The 16,946-nt window shown below is 42.7% G+C and carries 17 protein-coding genes; 13 read left to right on the top strand and 4 right to left on the bottom strand.

All coding sequences use genetic code 11. The features are described from left to right. Positions 1-4: 4 nt before the first annotated feature. From nirD to cobA, 3 genes are all read left to right on the top strand, one after another. Complete coding sequence (gene nirD, locus OCV44_RS14600; RefSeq protein WP_139684248.1) at positions 5-328, top strand: nitrite reductase small subunit NirD; 324 nt, start codon at positions 5-7, stop codon at positions 326-328. A gap of 123 nt (positions 329-451) precedes the next feature. Beyond that, positions 452-1,267, top strand: a complete 816-nt coding sequence (locus tag OCV44_RS14595) for a formate/nitrite transporter family protein (RefSeq protein WP_086050886.1) — start codon at positions 452-454, stop codon at positions 1,265-1,267. Between the two features lie 333 nt (positions 1,268-1,600). Beyond that, positions 1,601-2,377, top strand: coding sequence for a uroporphyrinogen-III C-methyltransferase (gene cobA, locus OCV44_RS14590; protein ID WP_139684249.1), 777 nt, complete (start codon positions 1,601-1,603; stop codon positions 2,375-2,377). A gap of 31 nt (positions 2,378-2,408) precedes the next feature. Here cobA and OCV44_RS14585 read toward each other — a convergent pair whose 3' ends face one another. Further along, positions 2,409-3,005 (bottom strand): DUF4174 domain-containing protein, encoded by a 597-nt coding sequence (locus OCV44_RS14585; RefSeq protein WP_139684250.1) that lies wholly within the window; start codon positions 3,003-3,005, stop codon positions 2,409-2,411. Between the two features lie 232 nt (positions 3,006-3,237). Between OCV44_RS14585 and OCV44_RS14580 the strand changes: the two genes are divergently transcribed. From OCV44_RS14580 to OCV44_RS14570, 3 genes are all read left to right on the top strand, one after another. Next, positions 3,238-3,711, top strand: a complete 474-nt coding sequence (locus OCV44_RS14580) for a LabA-like NYN domain-containing protein (RefSeq protein WP_009845414.1) — start codon at positions 3,238-3,240, stop codon at positions 3,709-3,711. 80 nt (positions 3,712-3,791) lie between these two features. Then, positions 3,792-4,457 (top strand): response regulator transcription factor, encoded by a 666-nt coding sequence (locus OCV44_RS14575; RefSeq protein ID WP_086050889.1) that lies wholly within the window; start codon positions 3,792-3,794, stop codon positions 4,455-4,457. Continuing rightward, positions 4,454-5,839: a sensor histidine kinase gene (locus tag OCV44_RS14570; RefSeq protein WP_139684251.1), complete on the top strand. Its 1,386-nt coding sequence runs from the start codon at positions 4,454-4,456 to the stop codon at positions 5,837-5,839. Before OCV44_RS14575 ends, OCV44_RS14570 begins: the two co-directional genes overlap by 4 nt. A 226-nt stretch (positions 5,840-6,065) precedes the next feature. Here the strand turns inward: OCV44_RS14570 and OCV44_RS14565 are convergent, their stop codons facing one another. Next, positions 6,066-7,370, bottom strand: a complete 1,305-nt coding sequence (locus OCV44_RS14565) for a dicarboxylate/amino acid:cation symporter (RefSeq protein ID WP_139684252.1) — start codon at positions 7,368-7,370, stop codon at positions 6,066-6,068. A gap of 560 nt (positions 7,371-7,930) precedes the next feature. On the opposite strand from OCV44_RS14565, the gene OCV44_RS14560 reads away from it, so the two are divergent. From OCV44_RS14560 to OCV44_RS14530, 7 genes are all read left to right on the top strand, one after another. Further along, on the top strand, positions 7,931-10,057 hold the full coding sequence (locus OCV44_RS14560; RefSeq protein ID WP_139684253.1) for a TonB-dependent siderophore receptor: 2,127 nt from the start codon (positions 7,931-7,933) through the stop codon (positions 10,055-10,057). Between the two features lie 178 nt (positions 10,058-10,235). Continuing rightward, positions 10,236-11,003, top strand: coding sequence for a DUF3450 domain-containing protein (locus OCV44_RS14555; protein WP_139684254.1), 768 nt, complete (start codon positions 10,236-10,238; stop codon positions 11,001-11,003). After that, complete coding sequence (locus tag OCV44_RS14550; RefSeq protein WP_139684255.1) at positions 11,003-12,379, top strand: MotA/TolQ/ExbB proton channel family protein; 1,377 nt, start codon at positions 11,003-11,005, stop codon at positions 12,377-12,379. Before OCV44_RS14555 ends, OCV44_RS14550 begins: the two co-directional genes overlap by 1 nt. After that, entirely contained in the window at positions 12,379-12,939 is a 561-nt protein-coding gene (locus OCV44_RS14545) for a MotA/TolQ/ExbB proton channel family protein (protein WP_139684256.1), read from the top strand. Before OCV44_RS14550 ends, OCV44_RS14545 begins: the two co-directional genes overlap by 1 nt. After that, positions 12,936-13,340 carry an ExbD/TolR family protein gene (locus OCV44_RS14540; protein ID WP_004731145.1) on the top strand — a complete coding sequence of 135 codons (405 nt, stop codon included), beginning with the start codon at positions 12,936-12,938 and terminating at the stop codon, positions 13,338-13,340. The genes OCV44_RS14545 and OCV44_RS14540 overlap by 4 nt, the downstream gene beginning before the upstream one ends. Positions 13,341-13,359: 19 nt before the next feature. Further along, positions 13,360-13,980: an energy transducer TonB gene (locus tag OCV44_RS14535; RefSeq protein ID WP_139684257.1), complete on the top strand. Its 621-nt coding sequence runs from the start codon at positions 13,360-13,362 to the stop codon at positions 13,978-13,980. Then, positions 13,977-15,155 carry a tetratricopeptide repeat protein gene (locus tag OCV44_RS14530; protein ID WP_139684258.1) on the top strand — a complete coding sequence of 393 codons (1,179 nt, stop codon included), beginning with the start codon at positions 13,977-13,979 and terminating at the stop codon, positions 15,153-15,155. The genes OCV44_RS14535 and OCV44_RS14530 overlap by 4 nt, the downstream gene beginning before the upstream one ends. A 187-nt stretch (positions 15,156-15,342) precedes the next feature. Here the strand turns inward: OCV44_RS14530 and OCV44_RS14525 are convergent, their stop codons facing one another. Together OCV44_RS14525 and OCV44_RS14520 are read right to left on the bottom strand one after the other, a co-directional pair. Next, positions 15,343-15,663, bottom strand: a complete 321-nt coding sequence (locus tag OCV44_RS14525; protein WP_139684259.1) for a hypothetical protein — start codon at positions 15,661-15,663, stop codon at positions 15,343-15,345. 165 nt (positions 15,664-15,828) lie between these two features. Further along, on the bottom strand, positions 15,829-16,923 hold the full coding sequence (locus tag OCV44_RS14520; protein WP_139684260.1) for a hypothetical protein: 1,095 nt from the start codon (positions 16,921-16,923) through the stop codon (positions 15,829-15,831). Positions 16,924-16,946: the final 23 nt, after the last annotated feature.

The raw sequence follows: 16,946 nt of genomic DNA, 5'->3' as shown, positions 1-16,946 counted from the left end.
CATCATGGCATTTACCAAAGTTTGTAAGATCGAAGACATTATTCCAGGTACAGGTGTTTGTGCATTGGTTGGTGGTGAGCAAGTTGCTGTTTTCCGCCCAACGAAAGCCGAAGAAGTGTTTGCGATTAGTAATACTGACCCGTTTTTCCAATCAAACGTTTTATCTCGCGGTTTAACGGTTGAACACAAAGGTGAGCTTTGGGTGGCGAGTCCACTTAAGAAGCAACGCTTTAACCTAGCAACAGGTGTGTGCATGGAAGACGAGAGCTTCAGTGTAAAAGCGTATAAAGCTCGCGTGACTAAAGGTGCTGTAGAAGTTTCAGCATAACGGTTTGCTTAAAAAGATCTGATAGATCAAGGGTTCTAGTTATCGACATTGCCTTAATTCGGCAACTAGAACCTTTTCCTATCCGATTTCAACTTTTAATTTTAATTTTTTAAGGACAATCTTATGTCTACTGATTTTAAACCAGCAGAATTCGTTCAAACGATGATCGATGTAGGTGAAGCGAAAACCAAAACGGGTACTCGTGATCTTCTGATTCGAAGCACAATGGCAGGCATCATCCTTTCTCTTGCTGTCGTTGTGGCTATCACTACTATCGTGCAAACAGGTATCGGTATTGTTGGTGCACTTGTGTTCCCTGTGGGCTTCGTCATTTTGAGTGTGATGGGTTACGACCTAGTAACGGGTGTATTTGGTCTTGCTCCGCTAGCGAAATTCGATAATCGCCCAGGCATTACTTGGGGTCGTATCCTACGTTGTTGGGGTCTTGTTGGTCTTGGTAACCTTATCGGTTCTTTAATTGTTGCAGTGTTAGTGGCAATTTCACTTACAGGTAACTTCTCTTTAGAACCAAACGCTGTTGCTCAAAAGTTCATTGCTGTTTCTACAGGTCGTAGCCTAGGGTTTGAAAACATGGGTATGGACGGTTGGATCACGTGTTTCGTGCGCGGCATCTTCTGTAACCTAATGGTTTGTCTAGGTGTGATTGGTAACATGACAGCACGTACAGTGTCTGGCCGTGTCGCAATGATGTGGTTCCCAATCTTCATCTTCTTCGCACTTGTATTTGAGCACACAGTGGTAAACATGTTCCTATTCCCACTGGGTATGATTCTTGGCGCTGACTTCGGTATCGCGACATGGTTGAACTTCAACCTTATCCCAACAATCTTAGGTAACATCGTTGGTGGCCTACTGTTAACGTGTGTTCCTCTGTACCTAACTCACGCTAAAACAGCTCCTTCTCTAGGCGCGAAGTAATACGGTAAACGTAATTTAGTATGAGATTGAAAGCCCCAACAACGTGTTTGGGGCTTTTTTAGTTTGAAAGCTGTCAGTGTATTTTCGGACAGACAAACTCTTAGTTATCACAAACTCTTAGTTATCATAGATGGGTTGTTTGTTATTGAGCAAAACATCCGCAATAGATTGTTTTGTTATAATTATTTCTATCTTCGTTAGTATTTAGACTGAATATTTATTTCAACACCTGATAGTCTAAGAGTTAAGGATTTTGATAAGTCATCATGAATACAGTGACTTATCACATAGATTGAAGCTTGAGATAAAACAAGCAAACCTTCGGAGCGCAGAATGTCAGAAGTATCGTCATCGAATGTTAAAGAAGTAAGTAATGGATTTGTTTCATTGGTAGGTGCAGGTCCAGGTGACCCTGACTTACTTACGCTAAAAGCAGCGCGAGTGATTCAACAAGCAGACGTTTTGGTTTATGACCGCTTGGTATCAAAAGATATCTTAGCGATGGCTAACCCAGAAGCTGAAATGTTGTATGTGGGTAAGAAGCTCGATCATCATTGCGTACCACAAGATCAGATCAACCAACTGTTGGTGATCAAAGCACAAGAAAACAAGCACGTTGTGCGTCTAAAAGGTGGTGACTCGTTTATCTTTGGCCGTGGTGGCGAAGAGTGCGAAACGTTGGCCGAGAATGACGTGAGATTTGAAGTGATTCCAGGCATTACTGCAGCCGCAGGAGCGACCGCATATGCGGGGATTCCGCTGACTCACCGTGACCATGCACAAAGCGTTCAGTTTATTACGGGCCATTTGAAGAAGGATGGCGAAGATATTGACTGGCGTTCTCTTGCTCAACACAATCACACGATCGTGTTTTACATGGGCTTGAAAGAGAGTCCGAATATTCAGAAGAATTTACTCGATAACGGTATGCGAGAAGACATGCCTGTTGCGATTATCGAAAACGGCACTCGCCAAGAGCAGAAAGTGTTTCGAGGTGGGTTGCGTGACCTAGCTGACCTTGCTAGCGCTGCCAAAAGCCCGGCACTGATTGTGGTTGGAAGTGTTGCTCAGCTCCATGAAAAACTGGCTTGGTTTAACAAGCAAGCATAATCGATTGATGATCAGCTTAGCTGACTAAGAATCAAATACTGCAGCGGCTACTCTGTCGCTGCATTTCTTGTTGGCGCATGGGCATTTCGTCAATAATATTGGTAATTAAACGCCAATCGGTTTTACCACTCCACCTATGTTTCTCTTTCCCGTCTTTACCAATCAACACGGCAGTGTGTGAACCTTTGGGTATTCCATAACTGTTAGTCACTGCATCCAAATTAAACTCTTCAACTAACCATGCAGGAACGGTGTAGCCGCTTTCGGCGATGACCATGATAACCACATCTCGCTCGTCCAATTGACAATTGTTAATCAAGACTTCATTGAGAAACTCTTTTACGATCGAATCTTCTGTTGGAGCGAAATAAATAACACTGCGGTGTGGAAGAGCCTTGGAATGAGAGTAGGCTGGGTAGGCGTGTAACGAGTTGACCGACAGAATCATAAACATAACCGTGCTTGTTATTAGAGCGCTCAGTGGTTTGGAAATTACGTTTGTTACCGATGTCTTAGTTATCGCTGCCTTAGTTATGGCAGCGTTAGTTATTGCCGCGCAGCAACGTGTCAATACTGAGTCAAAGGTGTCGCTGCCAAGGCATGATCTGATTATTTGTCGGTACTGCATGTTCCACCTTCCTCGATAAACCCAAACAAGCTCTAAGTTAATGACAACTACGTTAAGCTAACAATAGCTACGTTAAGCCAATAATAACTTTCGTTAAGCCAATAATAACTTTCGTTAAGCCAATAATAGTTACGTTAAGCATAGCTAATGAGTTCATTTTTATTAAATAAAGCGACTCGCATTTTAGAAGTGAATAGAATAGGGTATACGGAAAATCTAAAGGTATGAATTTATGGAAAACATAGCAATTTTGGTCGACGTTCAGAACGTTTACTATACAACACGTGATAAATACCGTTCTAACTTCGACTATAACCAGTTTTGGTATGTTGCCACGGAAGGACGTAACGTTGTCGAAGCCAATGCTTACGCAATCTCAAGCCAAGATCCTAAACAGCGTCAATTCCACCATATTCTTCGTGGTGTTGGTTTTAATGTGAAGCTAAAACCGTTTATTCAGCGTCGTGATGGTAGCGCCAAAGGCGATTGGGATGTCGGTATCGCGTTAGATGCGATAGAGCTTGCTGAGACGGTTGATACGATCGTTTTGGTATCCGGAGACGGTGATTTTGAAATCTTGGTCGAGCGAATCAAAGAACGTTTTGGAAAACCTGTTGAAGTGTATGGCGTCCCTGGGCTAACCGCTCAAAATCTTATCGATTCTGCCTCAAAATTTGTACCGATTGAAAAAGATTTCCTTTTATAGATAAAATCTCGCACTTTATAATTGAAATCAATAATAACGATAATTAGAATGCAAACAGTTCTTATTTATCGGTGTGCGAAATGTCACGTGTTTTAGTTGTTGATGATGATATTCAGTTGTGTGAGTTATTGGGTGAAGTTTTAGAAAATGAGGGGTATCACGTTGATACCGTTCACTGCGGTGAATCCGCTCTAGAGTTTATTCAATCGAATCCTGTTGATTTAGTCTTACTCGATGTGATGCTCCCCAATTTAAGTGGTTTTCAAGTCGCAAGACGCATTTGTCAGCGTTTTGCTACTCCAATCCTTATGCTAACTGCGCTTAATGACGATGCCTCTATGCTAGATGGCTATCAAGCGGGTGCAGATCAGTACATCGCTAAGCCTTTCAATGTACCTGAACTTCTAACTCGGATTAAGGTGATCTTGCGACGAGTTGGGTTTGAGCGTCAAAGACAGTCAATGGCTTCATCAAATCAAGGCTTGTGCGAGCAACTTACCCGTTTACCTTTAACGGGCACTGAAAAAGAGCTGCTTGATTATCTGATCAAAAATGATGGCATCGTTGTTTCAAAATCTGACTTACAAGTACATGTGTTGAAAAAAGAGCTTTGCCCCTTCGATCGTAATTTAGATATGCATATCAGCAATATACGTCGAAAATTGGTGCAGGCTGGCTTATCTAAACAACATATTAAAACTGTGCGCGGTCAAGGCTACAGCTACCTAGAGTCGGTAGGAGTATGAGTGCCAGGTTGTTACGGTGCCCTGATTTCGTTATCAAGCGTAAGGATGGCTTAACGTTTCAGCTGTTCAGTTGCCTGACCGTGATTTTAGTCAGCATACTCATCCTTCAAGGTGTCGCAGAACGAGCGCTGATGAAAGCCTTGTTGAAGGTACCTGAATCTGTTAAAGCTGAAATGTTGGATTTGGCTTATCAAGCTAATGTATTGATCGAAGAAGGGGACATGGATGAGCTTGCCGACTGGGGCAATGCCCAAGGTTATTATTTATTCATTATCGATGAAAACAACCGACCTATTACCCACCGACACATGCATCCGCATTTCGAATTTAAGTTGCAGTACCTGCGTACATTAGATCATCAACTCAGTGATCGTGTGAGTAAGCCTATCTTCGGCTTGCCACTTGATAATGGCAACACACTCGTGATTCAACTACCAGGCCAGTTTCATCCAGCAAAATCCTTTGCACCGTATTCCTACGCGCTGAAAGCTGTGATTGCTTTTATCGTGTTATCGCTGTTTTCCATTATCATGGCGAAAAGTCTACAACAGCCACTCGATCGTTTAAGGGAGGCCAGTCGAAGGCTCGCACAAGGGGACTTTTCAGTGAGTGTGGTGTCTGAGTTGGATTCAACTACACGTGAATTCAATGAGCTTGCCAATGATTTTGATCATATGACCTTTGAGATTAAATCTTTGGCTGAAAAGCAGCGTCGTTTGATTCGTGATGTCTCACATGAGCTACGAACACCGTTAGCAAGGCAAAATCTCGCACTGCATTTATTACGCAGCAAAGTCGATGAAAAAAGTATGGGTTTGCTCGAACGAATGGAAAGCGAGACGGAAGAGATGAATAAGCTGGTGGGGGAAATTCTTGAGTTCAGCCGCCTAGAAACTTCTCGTTATGATTCTAAGTTAACTCCAATGCATTTAGAGCATTATTGCTCGATGCTGATTGCGCAGTTACAAAACGACTTAAAGCCTAATCAAACTCTGATTAGTGATTTGGAAACCGCGACATCAATGGTCAATGTTGATGAGAGACTACTCTTAAGAGTGATAAGCAACCTTATTGGAAATGCGATTAAATACGCAGGGGACAATGCGGATATTGTTGTCAAGACCTACGGGCAGGTCAGTGATGCACGTTACAGTGTCATTTCTGTAGAGGATGATGGTGAAGGGATTCCAGATAACAAGCTTGCCGATATTTTTGATCCGTTTACTCGCATCGAGTCAGCTCGAGATAAACAATCTGGTGGTTACGGTCTTGGGCTCGCGATCGTCAAGGAAGCCATGGGAGTGATGAATGGGCATGTTACCGCTGAAAATAGAGAAGGTGGGGGGCTGAGAGTGAATCTTATGTTTCCAATCGTAGGTTAGATTCCTGCGGTTATCTGTCGTGCTCCATAGATAACTATGACTGAAAGCGTGCTGAGAAACATTGCTTAGAAATATAGCTAAGTAATATAGTTTAAAAACATAGCCCAATAAAAAACGCCACTGCATCAGCAGTGGCGTTTTTTTATACACGCTTTTCATTATCAGGCTAAGGCACAGCCATTAATTGCGCCTTGGCTTGAAAGTAAGAGCGACAGAGAAGCATAGATTACGCCTGTTGGTGTGCTAGCTTTACTTCTTCTTCTTTCTCACCGGCTGCTGGGTCATTAAAGCGAGCTTCGTCAAAAGAGCCTTCAGACTTAGCCACAATGATAGTTACAGCACTATCACCAGTGATGTTGACGGCAGTACGGATCATGTCAAGAAGACGGTCAACGCCCATGATTAGCGCGATACCTTCAAGCGGTAGGCCAACTTGATTCAATACCATCGCTAACATAACAAGACCGACGCCAGGAACACCCGCGGTACCAACAGAAGCCAATGTCGCTGTTAGGATCACCATCAGGTAATCACCCATGGTTAGGTCGATATTGTACGCTTGTGCGATAAACGCCGTTGCAACACCCTGCATGATAGCAGTACCGTCCATGTTGACAGTTGCACCTAGTGGAACTGTGAAAGAGGCGACTTTGTTGTCTACGCCCATGCGGTTTTTAGCCGTTTCCATTGTCACTGGAATTGTTGCGTTCGAAGAGGCTGTTGAGAATGCAAACATGATTGCATCTTCCATCTTGCGTAGGAACGTAATCGGGCTAAGGCCTGTGAATCCTTTAAGCATCGCACTGTAAGTTACCAAACCGTGTAACAGTAGGGTACCAGCAAGCACTAAGAAGTATTCTGCTAGGTTCCAAATTGCACCCAAGCCAAGGCCTGAGAACAGTTTAGCCATCAAGAAGAACACACCGTAAGGAGCAAGGTTCATCAGCAGCGCAACCAGCTTCATGATTACTTCGTTCAAATCAGAGAAAACCGCAGCGATACGCTCACCGGGTTTACCTGCAGCACTGATCGCGATACCAAACAATACTGCAAATACGATAACTTGTAGCGTTTTGCCCTCAGCCATCGCCTGAATAGGGTTGGTCGGGAACATATCGATGATGACTTGTCCCAAAGAAGGGGCATCAGCTGATTTGAAAGAGCTCGCAGCCGTAAGATCCGCACCAGCCCCTGGTTGGAACAGGTTACCGATAGTCAGTGCTAGAGTGATAGCAACGGCTGTAGTACCGATATAAAGTGCAAGCGTTTTGCCCCCCATACGGCCAAGAGTTGATAAGTCTTTAAGAGAGCTTGTACCGCACACCAGTGAAACGAAGACGAGTGGCACAACAAGCATTTTTAAACTGGCGACAAAGATCTGTCCGCCTACTTCAAAGAGTCCGTTAACGATGTAGTTGTTAACAAATCCGCTGTCTGCAAAAAGGGATTGAATGGCAAATCCCGTGAATATACCTACGACCATACCGAGGATTACTCGGCCAGTCAGAGACATAGGTTTCTTGGTATTCATTTAGAACACTCCTTATTATTTATAACTTTGATACCTTTCCAAAGTGAGCAGGAGATTAGCAGTCGGTTGATTAAATCAAAAAACAAAAAATGAATTTGGGATTACAGATGTGATCATAATCACTGATAATTGTTCAAATAAAACAAATTAAAACAAAATAATTCACCAATCATTTACATTGATCGAGTGTTTTATACAAAAAATCGTCGTTCTAAAGGTAATAAATAAGATAAGAGGATTTTGTTATAGATGTTTGCTTGTTCCATTGACAGCGCAAATGGCGGTGTTTCAAAAAAGTTTGGGGCGGAGAACCGATTTTTAATTCAAGTGCTCGTTAAATGACTGTATTGAATTGGTTTCTTTTAACTGCAGGTTAACGACTCGTCAGTTCGTCTTTACAAAACTTTACGAATGCAAAGAATGTAAATTTAATGCAAATAGTAATAGTTATCACTTATATTCCCCCTCGAAATAATTCAGTGGTACCGGAAACGGTCTAACGGACACATCGAATAAATAACAAAGTGTTCGTCTAAAAGAATAAAAGTGGAGAAAAGGACATGTTTTCAAAAAAGCCATTGGCTTTAGTAATCGGCGCAGTATTAGCTTCACCAGCAGTATTGGCAGAAACAGTAAAAACTGACGAACATATGGTTGTTGAAGGTCGTGATTACGGGTATAAAGCCGACACGAATACAACAGCAATGCGCATGGAGGCGACTCAATTAGAGACTCCAGGACAAGTTACGATTATCAGTGAGCAAATCATTGATGAGCAACGCGCAAGCACGCTTGGCGAAGTACTAAAGAATGACGCGTCAATTTCAGCGGGTTCTAAATCAACGAACCGTGAGCGCTTCAACCTACGTGGTTTTTCTCTAGGAAGCAGTTCTGGTTACTTGCGCGATGGCGTTCAACACTGGTCTCATTACCGTCAACCGGTAGAACTACTAGAACGCGTTGAAGTACTAAAAGGCCCTGCAGGTTTACTTTACGGTAAATCAGCACCAGGCGGCCTTGTTAACATGGTTACTAAGAAGCCTACGTATGAAACTCAAGTTAATGTGAGCCAAGACATTGGTTCTGACAACTACACTCGTACTGTCGCTGATGTAAGTGGTTCATTGAATGATGACCAAACATTACGTGCTCGTGCTATCGTTTCAAAAGAAAATCAAGATTCTTACCGTACACGCTTTGACGGCACAGATGTAGAAACAGAACGTTTTGTTGGTGGCCTATTTGTTGATTACGACATCAACGAAGATGTGATGCTATCTGCACATTACGATCGCACTCAAGAGCTGGGTGATTTAGATAACGGCTCTAAGATTGATAAGACAACGGGTAAAGCGATCAACCCAAATACGGTTAATGATCAACGTTTTGCACAAACAGACAACGATGTTGCAAACTACGGCGTGGGTCTGACAGCAAACTTAAACGATGCATGGTCGGTTAAGTCTGGCATTAACCGCCAGTTTTACGAGCGCCGTCGCACAGAGTCAAAAAACGAAGTTAAAGCAAACAAGAAAAACAAAACTTTCGGATATCAAGTTTCTGATCGCCATGATGAATGGACGTTCGATACGGCCTATGTAGATTTCACGGGCGATTTTGACGCTCTTGGCGTAAACCACCGTCTATTGGTTGGCGCTAATGGACTGCACTACGATTACAAGCGCTTATATGTACGAGATTATGCTTGTGAAAATGCATCAGAAGCAGATGCAATAAAAGAGTGTGGTAAAGGCTTTGATATGCCAGCGGACATTCATTACAAAAATGATGATTCACAATCGCATTCACAAAGCCAACACTACGGTCTATACGTTCAAGACCTTGTGACTTTTAACGACCAATGGCAAGCGCTTGCAGGTGTTCGTTTAGCATACGATAAAACGATCAGCAACAAAGGCACGTCAAAATCGAAAGAGCAGACGTACAACAATCTTTTACCAAAACTAGGTGTGGTGTACTCACCGGCTGAAAATGGTTCAATTTATGCAGTTTACTCTGAAAGCTTTGAACCTGTAGGTGAAATCTCAAACTCGAAAGATGTGAACTTCGGTCAATCACAAAAGCCGAAACAAGGATCATTGTACGAGCTAGGTTCTAAGTGGGAATTGTTTGACGAGCGTTTATTCGTATCAGGCGCAGTATTCCAGATCACACAAACGAACATGCAAGTTACAGAAGACCTTCCTGCATCTCACGCAAAAGAGACGCGTACAACACAGGTTGGTGAACAAGTTCACACCGGTGTGGAGCTAGCTGCGACGGGCAACGTGACGGATGCGTTCTCTGTAAGCGCGTCAACAATGTTCTTAGACGCTGAATATAAGAATGACCCAGCTCTTAATGGTAAAACACCAGCAGACGTTCCTGAATTTACTGCAAGCATCTGGTCTACTTACGCATTCAACAACGGTACTGATGTAAACCTAGGTGTGTATCACGTAGGTGAGCGTTACACTGAAAGTGCTAACACATTTAAGAAAGACGCTTACACTCGTGTAGATGCAGGTGTTGCACATACTATTAAGTACGATGAGAACTTAGATTTTGTTGCACGCTTTAATGTAGAGAACCTGTTTGATACAGACTACCTAGAAGGCGGCAGCACTCGCGGCGTTGTTGTTGGCGAAGGTCGTAACTACATGGCTACGTTACAGGTAAAATACTAATTTGTTAGTAGGGTACTATTGGTAGCTTAAATATTAAGGGGAAGGTTTCGACTTTCCCCTTTCTTGATTCTGCTATTTAGTAAAAATACCCCTAGCAATGCGAGTGGTTTTTAATGATAATGAGACTGCTTATCAATAAAACTCATTTGTTCTTCTTCTAAAGTAAATGACTACAATTATGAATCTTTTAAAAACTAGCCTAGCACTTGCCATCAGTTTGGTTGCAACGTCATCGATGGCAAACAGCTTGGATCAAGCTCAATCAATTCAAAACAAGACCAATAACGCGTCGGCTTCGAGCCAGAAGGTTATTGATAAAAGCTCACAAGCAACATTACTGCTGCAAGCTGAGGTTGAGCGTCTGCAAGAAGAAGTGAAAAATTTAGAAATCTATCACGATCATCTTGCTGCATTGGTTAAGAGCCAGGATCAAGAAGCGCAGAGTATTGAAGGGCAGATCGACGAAATTAAACTTACACGTCAAGGCGTTGTGCCTTTGATGTACAAGATGATCGATGGTCTCCAAGAAGTGATTGAAAGCGATCTTCCTTTCAAGACAAAGAGCCGTCTGCGTCGTGTTGAAAAGCTGAAAGCGATGATGACTCGTGCTGATGTCAGCGACGCTGAAAAATATCGCCGTATCTTGGAGGCTTACCAAATTGAAGTGGATTACGGTATTAAGCTCAGTTCTTATTCAAGCCGTGTCGAATTAAGTCAAGATAAAGTGCTTGAAGTTGATGTTTTGCATCTTGGACGTATTTCACTGGTCGCTCGTAACTTGAACGGTACGCAATATTGGTCTTGGGACCAAAACAGCGCTCAATGGCAAGAGTTGGATTCTTCGATGAAATCTGAGTTGGACAAAGCGTACGATATCGCTAATAAGCAAGCATCTCCAAGCTTAATCACTTTACCTGTTTCTTTAACTGTTGCGGAGGTTAAGTAATGAACTTAAAGCCATTAGCAGCATTGCTTTGCATTACGTCAATTTCATTTTCTGCTTTCTCTGCATCAGACACGACAGCTCAGCTTGTTAACAAAGCAAAATCAGAGAGTCGTACGCAAGCGTCTCATAACGTAATTCGTGAAGCTGACTTTAAAAAGACAGAACAACAGCTCAAAGCGATCAAAGCACAGCTTGAAGCTAAACGTAGCTCTATTCAAGGTGCGACTGATGTTCTGACTCAGACATTCAGTGATAATGAAAACAAGCTTGCTCGTTTAGAAGAGAAACTGCGTTTAGAAACAGGTAGCTTAGGTGAATTGTTTGGTGTTGTAAGACAAAATGCAAAAGACCTTGAACATGAGCTATCGGATACAGTGACTAACGTAGATCGCTCAGCGTATACAGAAACTGTTTATCAAATCGTAGATGCAAAATCATTACCGTCAATGCCCCAGTTAACAGGCCTTTGGTTGAGCATGATGGAGCAAATTCAAGCAAGTTCAGAGATAAGTAAGTCGACAGTTTCACTTGTTAATAGTGAAGGGGTTACTGAAAAGGCAGAAGCTTATCGACTGGGCTCTATTGGCTTAGTCGCTGAGTCTGGTTACGTATGGTGGGATTCCAAGCACCAAGATGCGATTGTTTATTTGAAGCAGCCATCAAAAGGTCCAACACTGGCGTCACTTTCTACATTAGCGAATGGCGAAGTGTCGAACGTGGTAGTCGATCCCTCTCGTGGGTTCATGTTAGAACAATTAGCTTTGGAACCAAGTCTAGCTGATCGCCTGCAAGCGGGTGGCCTAGTTGGTAAAGTTATTCTTGGCTTGCTGGCAATTGGCTTAATCATCGCATTGGTTCGTGGTATTTCTTTGGCTATTGCTCGTCAGAAGATTCGCGCTCAACTTAAAAAACCTGAACAAGCGGGAGACAATCCTCTAGGTCGCATTCTTGCGGTTTACGACAAAGAACAAAACCAAACCGTTGAAGCACTAGAACTGCGCCTTTTAGAAGCCGTCGTTGATGAACAAACTCACCTAGAGAAAGGTTTATCGATGCTTAAGTTATTGGCGGCACTAGCACCAATGCTTGGTTTGTTGGGTACTGTAACCGGCATGATCGAAACATTCCAAGTGATCACACAGTTTGGTAATGGTGACCCTAAAGTCATGGCGGGCGGTATTTCGATGGCGCTTGTAACAACAGTACTTGGCCTTGTTGCAGCAATGCCGTTGCTATTGGCACACAACATTTTGAGTACTCAGTCAGAGAACATTCGCAATATTCTTGAAAAGCAGGGCATTGGCCTTGTTGCTGAGCAGGCAGAGAAGTCTATTGAATCAAGCGCTGTTGTTTCACAAGTTGGGACTGCCGCGTAATGGATATTTTGTCGGGTTCTCTATTACCAGCGAGTTGGTTAACGAGTAACTGGCTGCTGTCTTTATCAAACTTTATGGATCAGGGCGGTTTCGTCCTGTGGTGGCTAGCCGCTGTTGTCCTCGTTTTTTGGGTGCTTGTGGTAGAACGTGTGCTTTATCTCGCGTTCTATTTTCCAAAGCAACGCCAAGCTTGGATTACAAAGTGGCATGAAAGAGAAGAGCACTCTTCTTGGCATGCTAAAGCCATTCGTGAAGGTTGGTTAGGGCAAGCGAGTATCTTACTTAACCAAAACTTGAACTTTATTAAGCTGTTAGTCGCTATTTGTCCGATGTTGGGTTTACTCGGTACCGTAACCGGTATGATCTCCGTTTTTGATGTCATGGCGACTCAAGGAAGCAGTGACCCTAAATTGATGGCTTCAGGTATCTCGTTGGCAACACTGCCAACCATGGCGGGTATGGTTGCTGCATTAGCGGGCATGTTTGTTCATGCTCGTTTAGCGAAAGTGTGTAACCGCTTAGAATTGAAATTAGAAAAATCTTTAAGGAGTCAACGATGAGACTCGGTCGACGTCATTCTAAAAACGAAGAGGCTCAAATAGACCTTACTTCGATGCTTGATATTGTCTTTATCATGCTTATTTTCTTTATTGTGACCAGTTCATTTGTTCGTGAATCAGGGGTTGAAGTCAATCGCCCACAAGCTTCAAACGTAGTGAGCCAAAAGGATGCGGGTATCTTTGTTGCGATTACTTCTGCGAACGACATCTTTATAGATAAACGTGTTGTGGATGTTGAACGTGTTCAAGCGACGTTAGAACACTTATTGCTAGAGCAACCTGATGCTTCTTTGGTTATTCAGGCGGATGAGCACGCTTACAACGGTACGGTTGTTAAAGTGATGGACGCTGCTAAAGGTGCGGGTGTTAAAAATATCGCGCTTGCAGCTGAAAAACGATGATCTTGGAGGATCTTAGTTAATGATTCGCCTATTTCTTGCTTTACCGTTGGCGGGAGCGTTGGGTTTAGCTCTATTTTCTTTCATGGCTTGGATGGTCGATAATGGCCACCAACGTTCGCCAGAAAATGGTGAGACGTTAAGTTTCAACATGGTGATGGTTGAACAAGAACAAGAAGTACAGAGAAGACAACGTGCCGTTCCGGAACAACCCGAAATGCCAGAGCCGCCACCGCAAGCGCAGACGTCTCAGTCGCAAGCTGAAGTAACGCCTCTGAATTCAATGTCTTCACTGTCTTCACTAGATTTGAATACATCAATTGATGGCCTAGCGATTAACGCACCAACATTTTCTGATTTTGGGTCAAATCAACAGGTAATGCCGCTTTATCGAGTTGAACCTCGTTATCCAGCTAAAGCACTTAAGCGTGGCGCTGAAGGGTATGTCATTTTGTCTTTTACAATCGATGAAACAGGACGTTCTGTTGATATTCAAGTTACGGATGCAAATCCGCGTCGTATGTTTGAACGTGAAGCGATAAGAGCACTTAAAAAATGGAAGTATCAACCCAAAGTCGTCGATGGAAAAGCGATACCTCAGGTTGGTCAAACCGTGAAACTAGAGTTTAAGTTGGCAAAATGATGAAACAGATATGGATATTAGTGGGCTTGTTGATAATGCCCCTCACAGTACCTGCAAAAGAGCTTACCCAATACACCGTTATTCGTGTTCAAAAGGCGAATAAACTTGCTCAAGAGGAGCAGGTTAAACAGGCGATTGAGGTGCTGGCTGGTTTGGAGTTATCTAAAGGCTATGACCAAGCCTATGTCGCTCGCATGCTTGGTGTTTTTTACTGGCAAGATGGTAAAACTGACGCGGCGATTAAGCAGCTTACTTATGCAGTGGATAGTGGCTTGTTGGTCGACGAGCAAGCTTGGGTAACGAAACGTATGTTAGCTGATTTGCTGCTTAGCGAGCAGCATTTTAAAGCGGCATTACCACACTATTATGAGCTCGTTAAAACAGCACCGGAAACCGAAAAGAAAGACACACTTTGGATGCGAATTGCTCAAGCTGAATACCAAATTGAAAACTGGACGAAAGTACTGGTGGCAATAGGTAATCATAACAAGTTCAATTCAAAACCACAGTTGTCGCCTCTCTCATTAAAACTGGGTGCACAACTACAGTTAAAACAATGGAAGCAATCAATTCCTACGTTAGAAAGTTTAGTTGAACTTCAACCTGAAAAAGACAACTGGTGGCGCCAACTAGTCGGGATTCAGTTAAGGTTAGAACGCAGCCGAGATGCGTTGAATACCTTAGCGCTTGCCGAGCTACAAGGTGTTGAATTGAATAATTCTGACCGTAGGCTGCTTGCTCAACTGTACGCGAAACGAGGTATCCCTGAGCGCGCTGCGCAAGAAATTAGTAAGTTAGACGACGCAAACAGCGATGTTCAACTTCTGGCTGAGCAAGCAACCTACTGGCAGTTAGCGAAAGAGTGGGACAATGCTATTGAAGTGTGGACGTTAGCGTCGAACATGAACACTCGATACCATTGGAATGTTGCACAATTATTGGTTCAGCAAGGTTACTACAAGCGAGCTCTGGTTGTTTTAGACAAAGTGAAAGACAAAAACAAGCAAGCTGACGTTGCATTAGCGAAAGTACGTTCATGGTATAAGTTGAAGAACTTAGATAATGCTCTCGCTCAAGCTAAGCGTGCGAACAACATTGAACCGTCCTCTGAAGCTAAAGGGTGGATTAAATATCTGACTCAGTTAAGAACGGTAAGCGAAAGCGGAAACGTTTAATCTCGTTAAGTTTGAAGCTGAAAATCATAAAGCAGAAGATAGTTAGACAGTAAAAGGGTGTCATTTGAACCTTCAAATGACACCCTTTTTTCTTTGTGTTGGATCGAACTCAACCATCCTATTTGATTGAATTAGCCATCGGATTTCATTGAAGCTGATGTTTCACAGATCTAAGAACAAATCCAAGTTAAAGGCTGCACATTTCGCCACTGTGCGACCCCGCAATGATCACTCCGCTTTGGTCTACAATCCAGTTAATAGTGCAGTCACGATAAGGGTTTTTGAAAGAATGTTGTATTTCACCATTCTCGAGTGAGGTTTGAGTTTCGACCCAAGCAAATGTGCGTGACTCCCAAAATGTAACAGCTTGAGAGTGGGGCGTTAAATACAACGTTTGAGCATCGGCAATATTGGCACCGATATAACTCTCGACATGTTCGTCAGTACTAACAATCTGGCTAGTACAAGCGGTGATAAAGATCATAGCAATAGGAATATAAATACGCATTAAAAATCCTTTTTACTGAGTATGACTTGTTCATATATGTAAACATACAATAGCATTATTTAGATTTGTAAATATGTCATTGTCGTTTCTCTATCTTGCCATGCTTCAAGGTCACCTTTTTCTGAAACGTGACTTACCGACGAGCAGGAGTTGACATACTTTGAGTTATCTCAGTGAAGAGTATTTTATTGCGTCTTTTTCAAATTGAGCGACTTTAGAACCTACAGATTTTAGTGCTCGTTGATATGCATCAACATCATGGCCGACAACAGATAACGCCGCGTCATAAGGAGATATTGCTTTTTCCAGTTGTTCTATTTTATAACCAAGTTGGTCTAATAGATAAATTACCGATGCGCCGGTATTATAAAAGACGTTAAACCCAAAGTGCCACTTTACCTCTTTTTGACTCTTGAGATTCAAGACGGTTTGTCTTCCCTTGTCAAAGCTCAAGCTATCATTCTTATATACCTCTCTAGCGCGCAGCACCGTGATGTATTCTGCCGAGCCTTCGATACGCTCTTGTAACAGGGCCATGTTCTGAACCAGCGAAGTATTGTCATTTAGCATTTGTCTATGTCGAATGGCGACATACTGCTTTAATAGCTCACGTGCTTCAACTTGAGTTAACGTCTTAGGAAGTCCATCGAACAATGCAGTGAGAATTAGTTCATCTTTAATAATGCTTTTAGTGGTTGGGTAATTGTCTACATCTTGTCGCCAGTTGCTTTTATTTGCCCAAGAGTTTTGGTAGATATGAAACACTTCATGAGGCGCAAATAAAAGATCATTGGTAAATGGGTGTTGATTCTTAGCGACTGCATCGGTGTATTTTTGTGCGTAGTACTTGTGACCATCAATCAGTAAGTCGAAGGTATATAGGTTATTTGAACCGTTGTTTATCTTAGTTACGGCACCATACATTTCCTTTTTGTACTCATAGATGTTCATACCACCAGATTCTGATGAACTAATCTTGGTCGCACCTTTTAGGATTGACTGAGGATTAATGATGAATGCAGTTATAGGCTCATCCTTAGCATTGACTCGAATGAGGTAGTGGGGCCTATTTGCGTAATTATATCCATCCCAGTAAGCCAATTTCATGTACTCTCCGACCTGCTTGACCATCGTTTTGTCAGCCACATTATCAACGCTAGCAACGGTCGTCGATGTCGTGGTTTTAGGTGAACTCGAGCTCGAACTTGAATTACAAGCAGACAGTAGAAGAATGCTTACCCCTAACAATAAACTTTTCATGATGACCCTTTATATAAGTAAGT

The organism is Vibrio tasmaniensis (genome assembly GCF_024347635.1).
In the GTDB taxonomy this organism is placed as follows: domain Bacteria; phylum Pseudomonadota; class Gammaproteobacteria; order Enterobacterales; family Vibrionaceae; genus Vibrio; species Vibrio tasmaniensis.
This window is presented reverse-complemented; position numbering and strand designations above follow the sequence as displayed.

Excerpts from the sequence above, each read along its gene's own strand:
- nirD (WP_139684248.1), top strand. The coding sequence starts at position 5 with ATGGCATTTACCAAAGTTTGTAAGATCGAAGACATTATTCCAGGTACA.
- OCV44_RS14595 (WP_086050886.1), top strand. The coding sequence starts at position 452 with ATGTCTACTGATTTTAAACCAGCAGAATTCGTTCAAACGATGATCGAT.
- cobA (WP_139684249.1), top strand. The coding sequence starts at position 1,601 with ATGTCAGAAGTATCGTCATCGAATGTTAAAGAAGTAAGTAATGGATTT.
- OCV44_RS14585 (WP_139684250.1), bottom strand. The coding sequence starts at position 3,005 with ATGCAGTACCGACAAATAATCAGATCATGCCTTGGCAGCGACACCTTT.
- OCV44_RS14580 (WP_009845414.1), top strand. The coding sequence starts at position 3,238 with ATGGAAAACATAGCAATTTTGGTCGACGTTCAGAACGTTTACTATACA.
- OCV44_RS14575 (WP_086050889.1), top strand. The coding sequence starts at position 3,792 with ATGTCACGTGTTTTAGTTGTTGATGATGATATTCAGTTGTGTGAGTTA.
- OCV44_RS14570 (WP_139684251.1), top strand. The coding sequence starts at position 4,454 with ATGAGTGCCAGGTTGTTACGGTGCCCTGATTTCGTTATCAAGCGTAAG.
- OCV44_RS14565 (WP_139684252.1), bottom strand. The coding sequence starts at position 7,370 with ATGAATACCAAGAAACCTATGTCTCTGACTGGCCGAGTAATCCTCGGT.
- OCV44_RS14560 (WP_139684253.1), top strand. The coding sequence starts at position 7,931 with ATGTTTTCAAAAAAGCCATTGGCTTTAGTAATCGGCGCAGTATTAGCT.
- OCV44_RS14555 (WP_139684254.1), top strand. The coding sequence starts at position 10,236 with ATGAATCTTTTAAAAACTAGCCTAGCACTTGCCATCAGTTTGGTTGCA.
- OCV44_RS14550 (WP_139684255.1), top strand. The coding sequence starts at position 11,003 with ATGAACTTAAAGCCATTAGCAGCATTGCTTTGCATTACGTCAATTTCA.
- OCV44_RS14545 (WP_139684256.1), top strand. The coding sequence starts at position 12,379 with ATGGATATTTTGTCGGGTTCTCTATTACCAGCGAGTTGGTTAACGAGT.
- OCV44_RS14540 (WP_004731145.1), top strand. The coding sequence starts at position 12,936 with ATGAGACTCGGTCGACGTCATTCTAAAAACGAAGAGGCTCAAATAGAC.
- OCV44_RS14535 (WP_139684257.1), top strand. The coding sequence starts at position 13,360 with ATGATTCGCCTATTTCTTGCTTTACCGTTGGCGGGAGCGTTGGGTTTA.
- OCV44_RS14530 (WP_139684258.1), top strand. The coding sequence starts at position 13,977 with ATGATGAAACAGATATGGATATTAGTGGGCTTGTTGATAATGCCCCTC.
- OCV44_RS14525 (WP_139684259.1), bottom strand. The coding sequence starts at position 15,663 with ATGCGTATTTATATTCCTATTGCTATGATCTTTATCACCGCTTGTACT.
- OCV44_RS14520 (WP_139684260.1), bottom strand. The coding sequence starts at position 16,923 with ATGAAAAGTTTATTGTTAGGGGTAAGCATTCTTCTACTGTCTGCTTGT.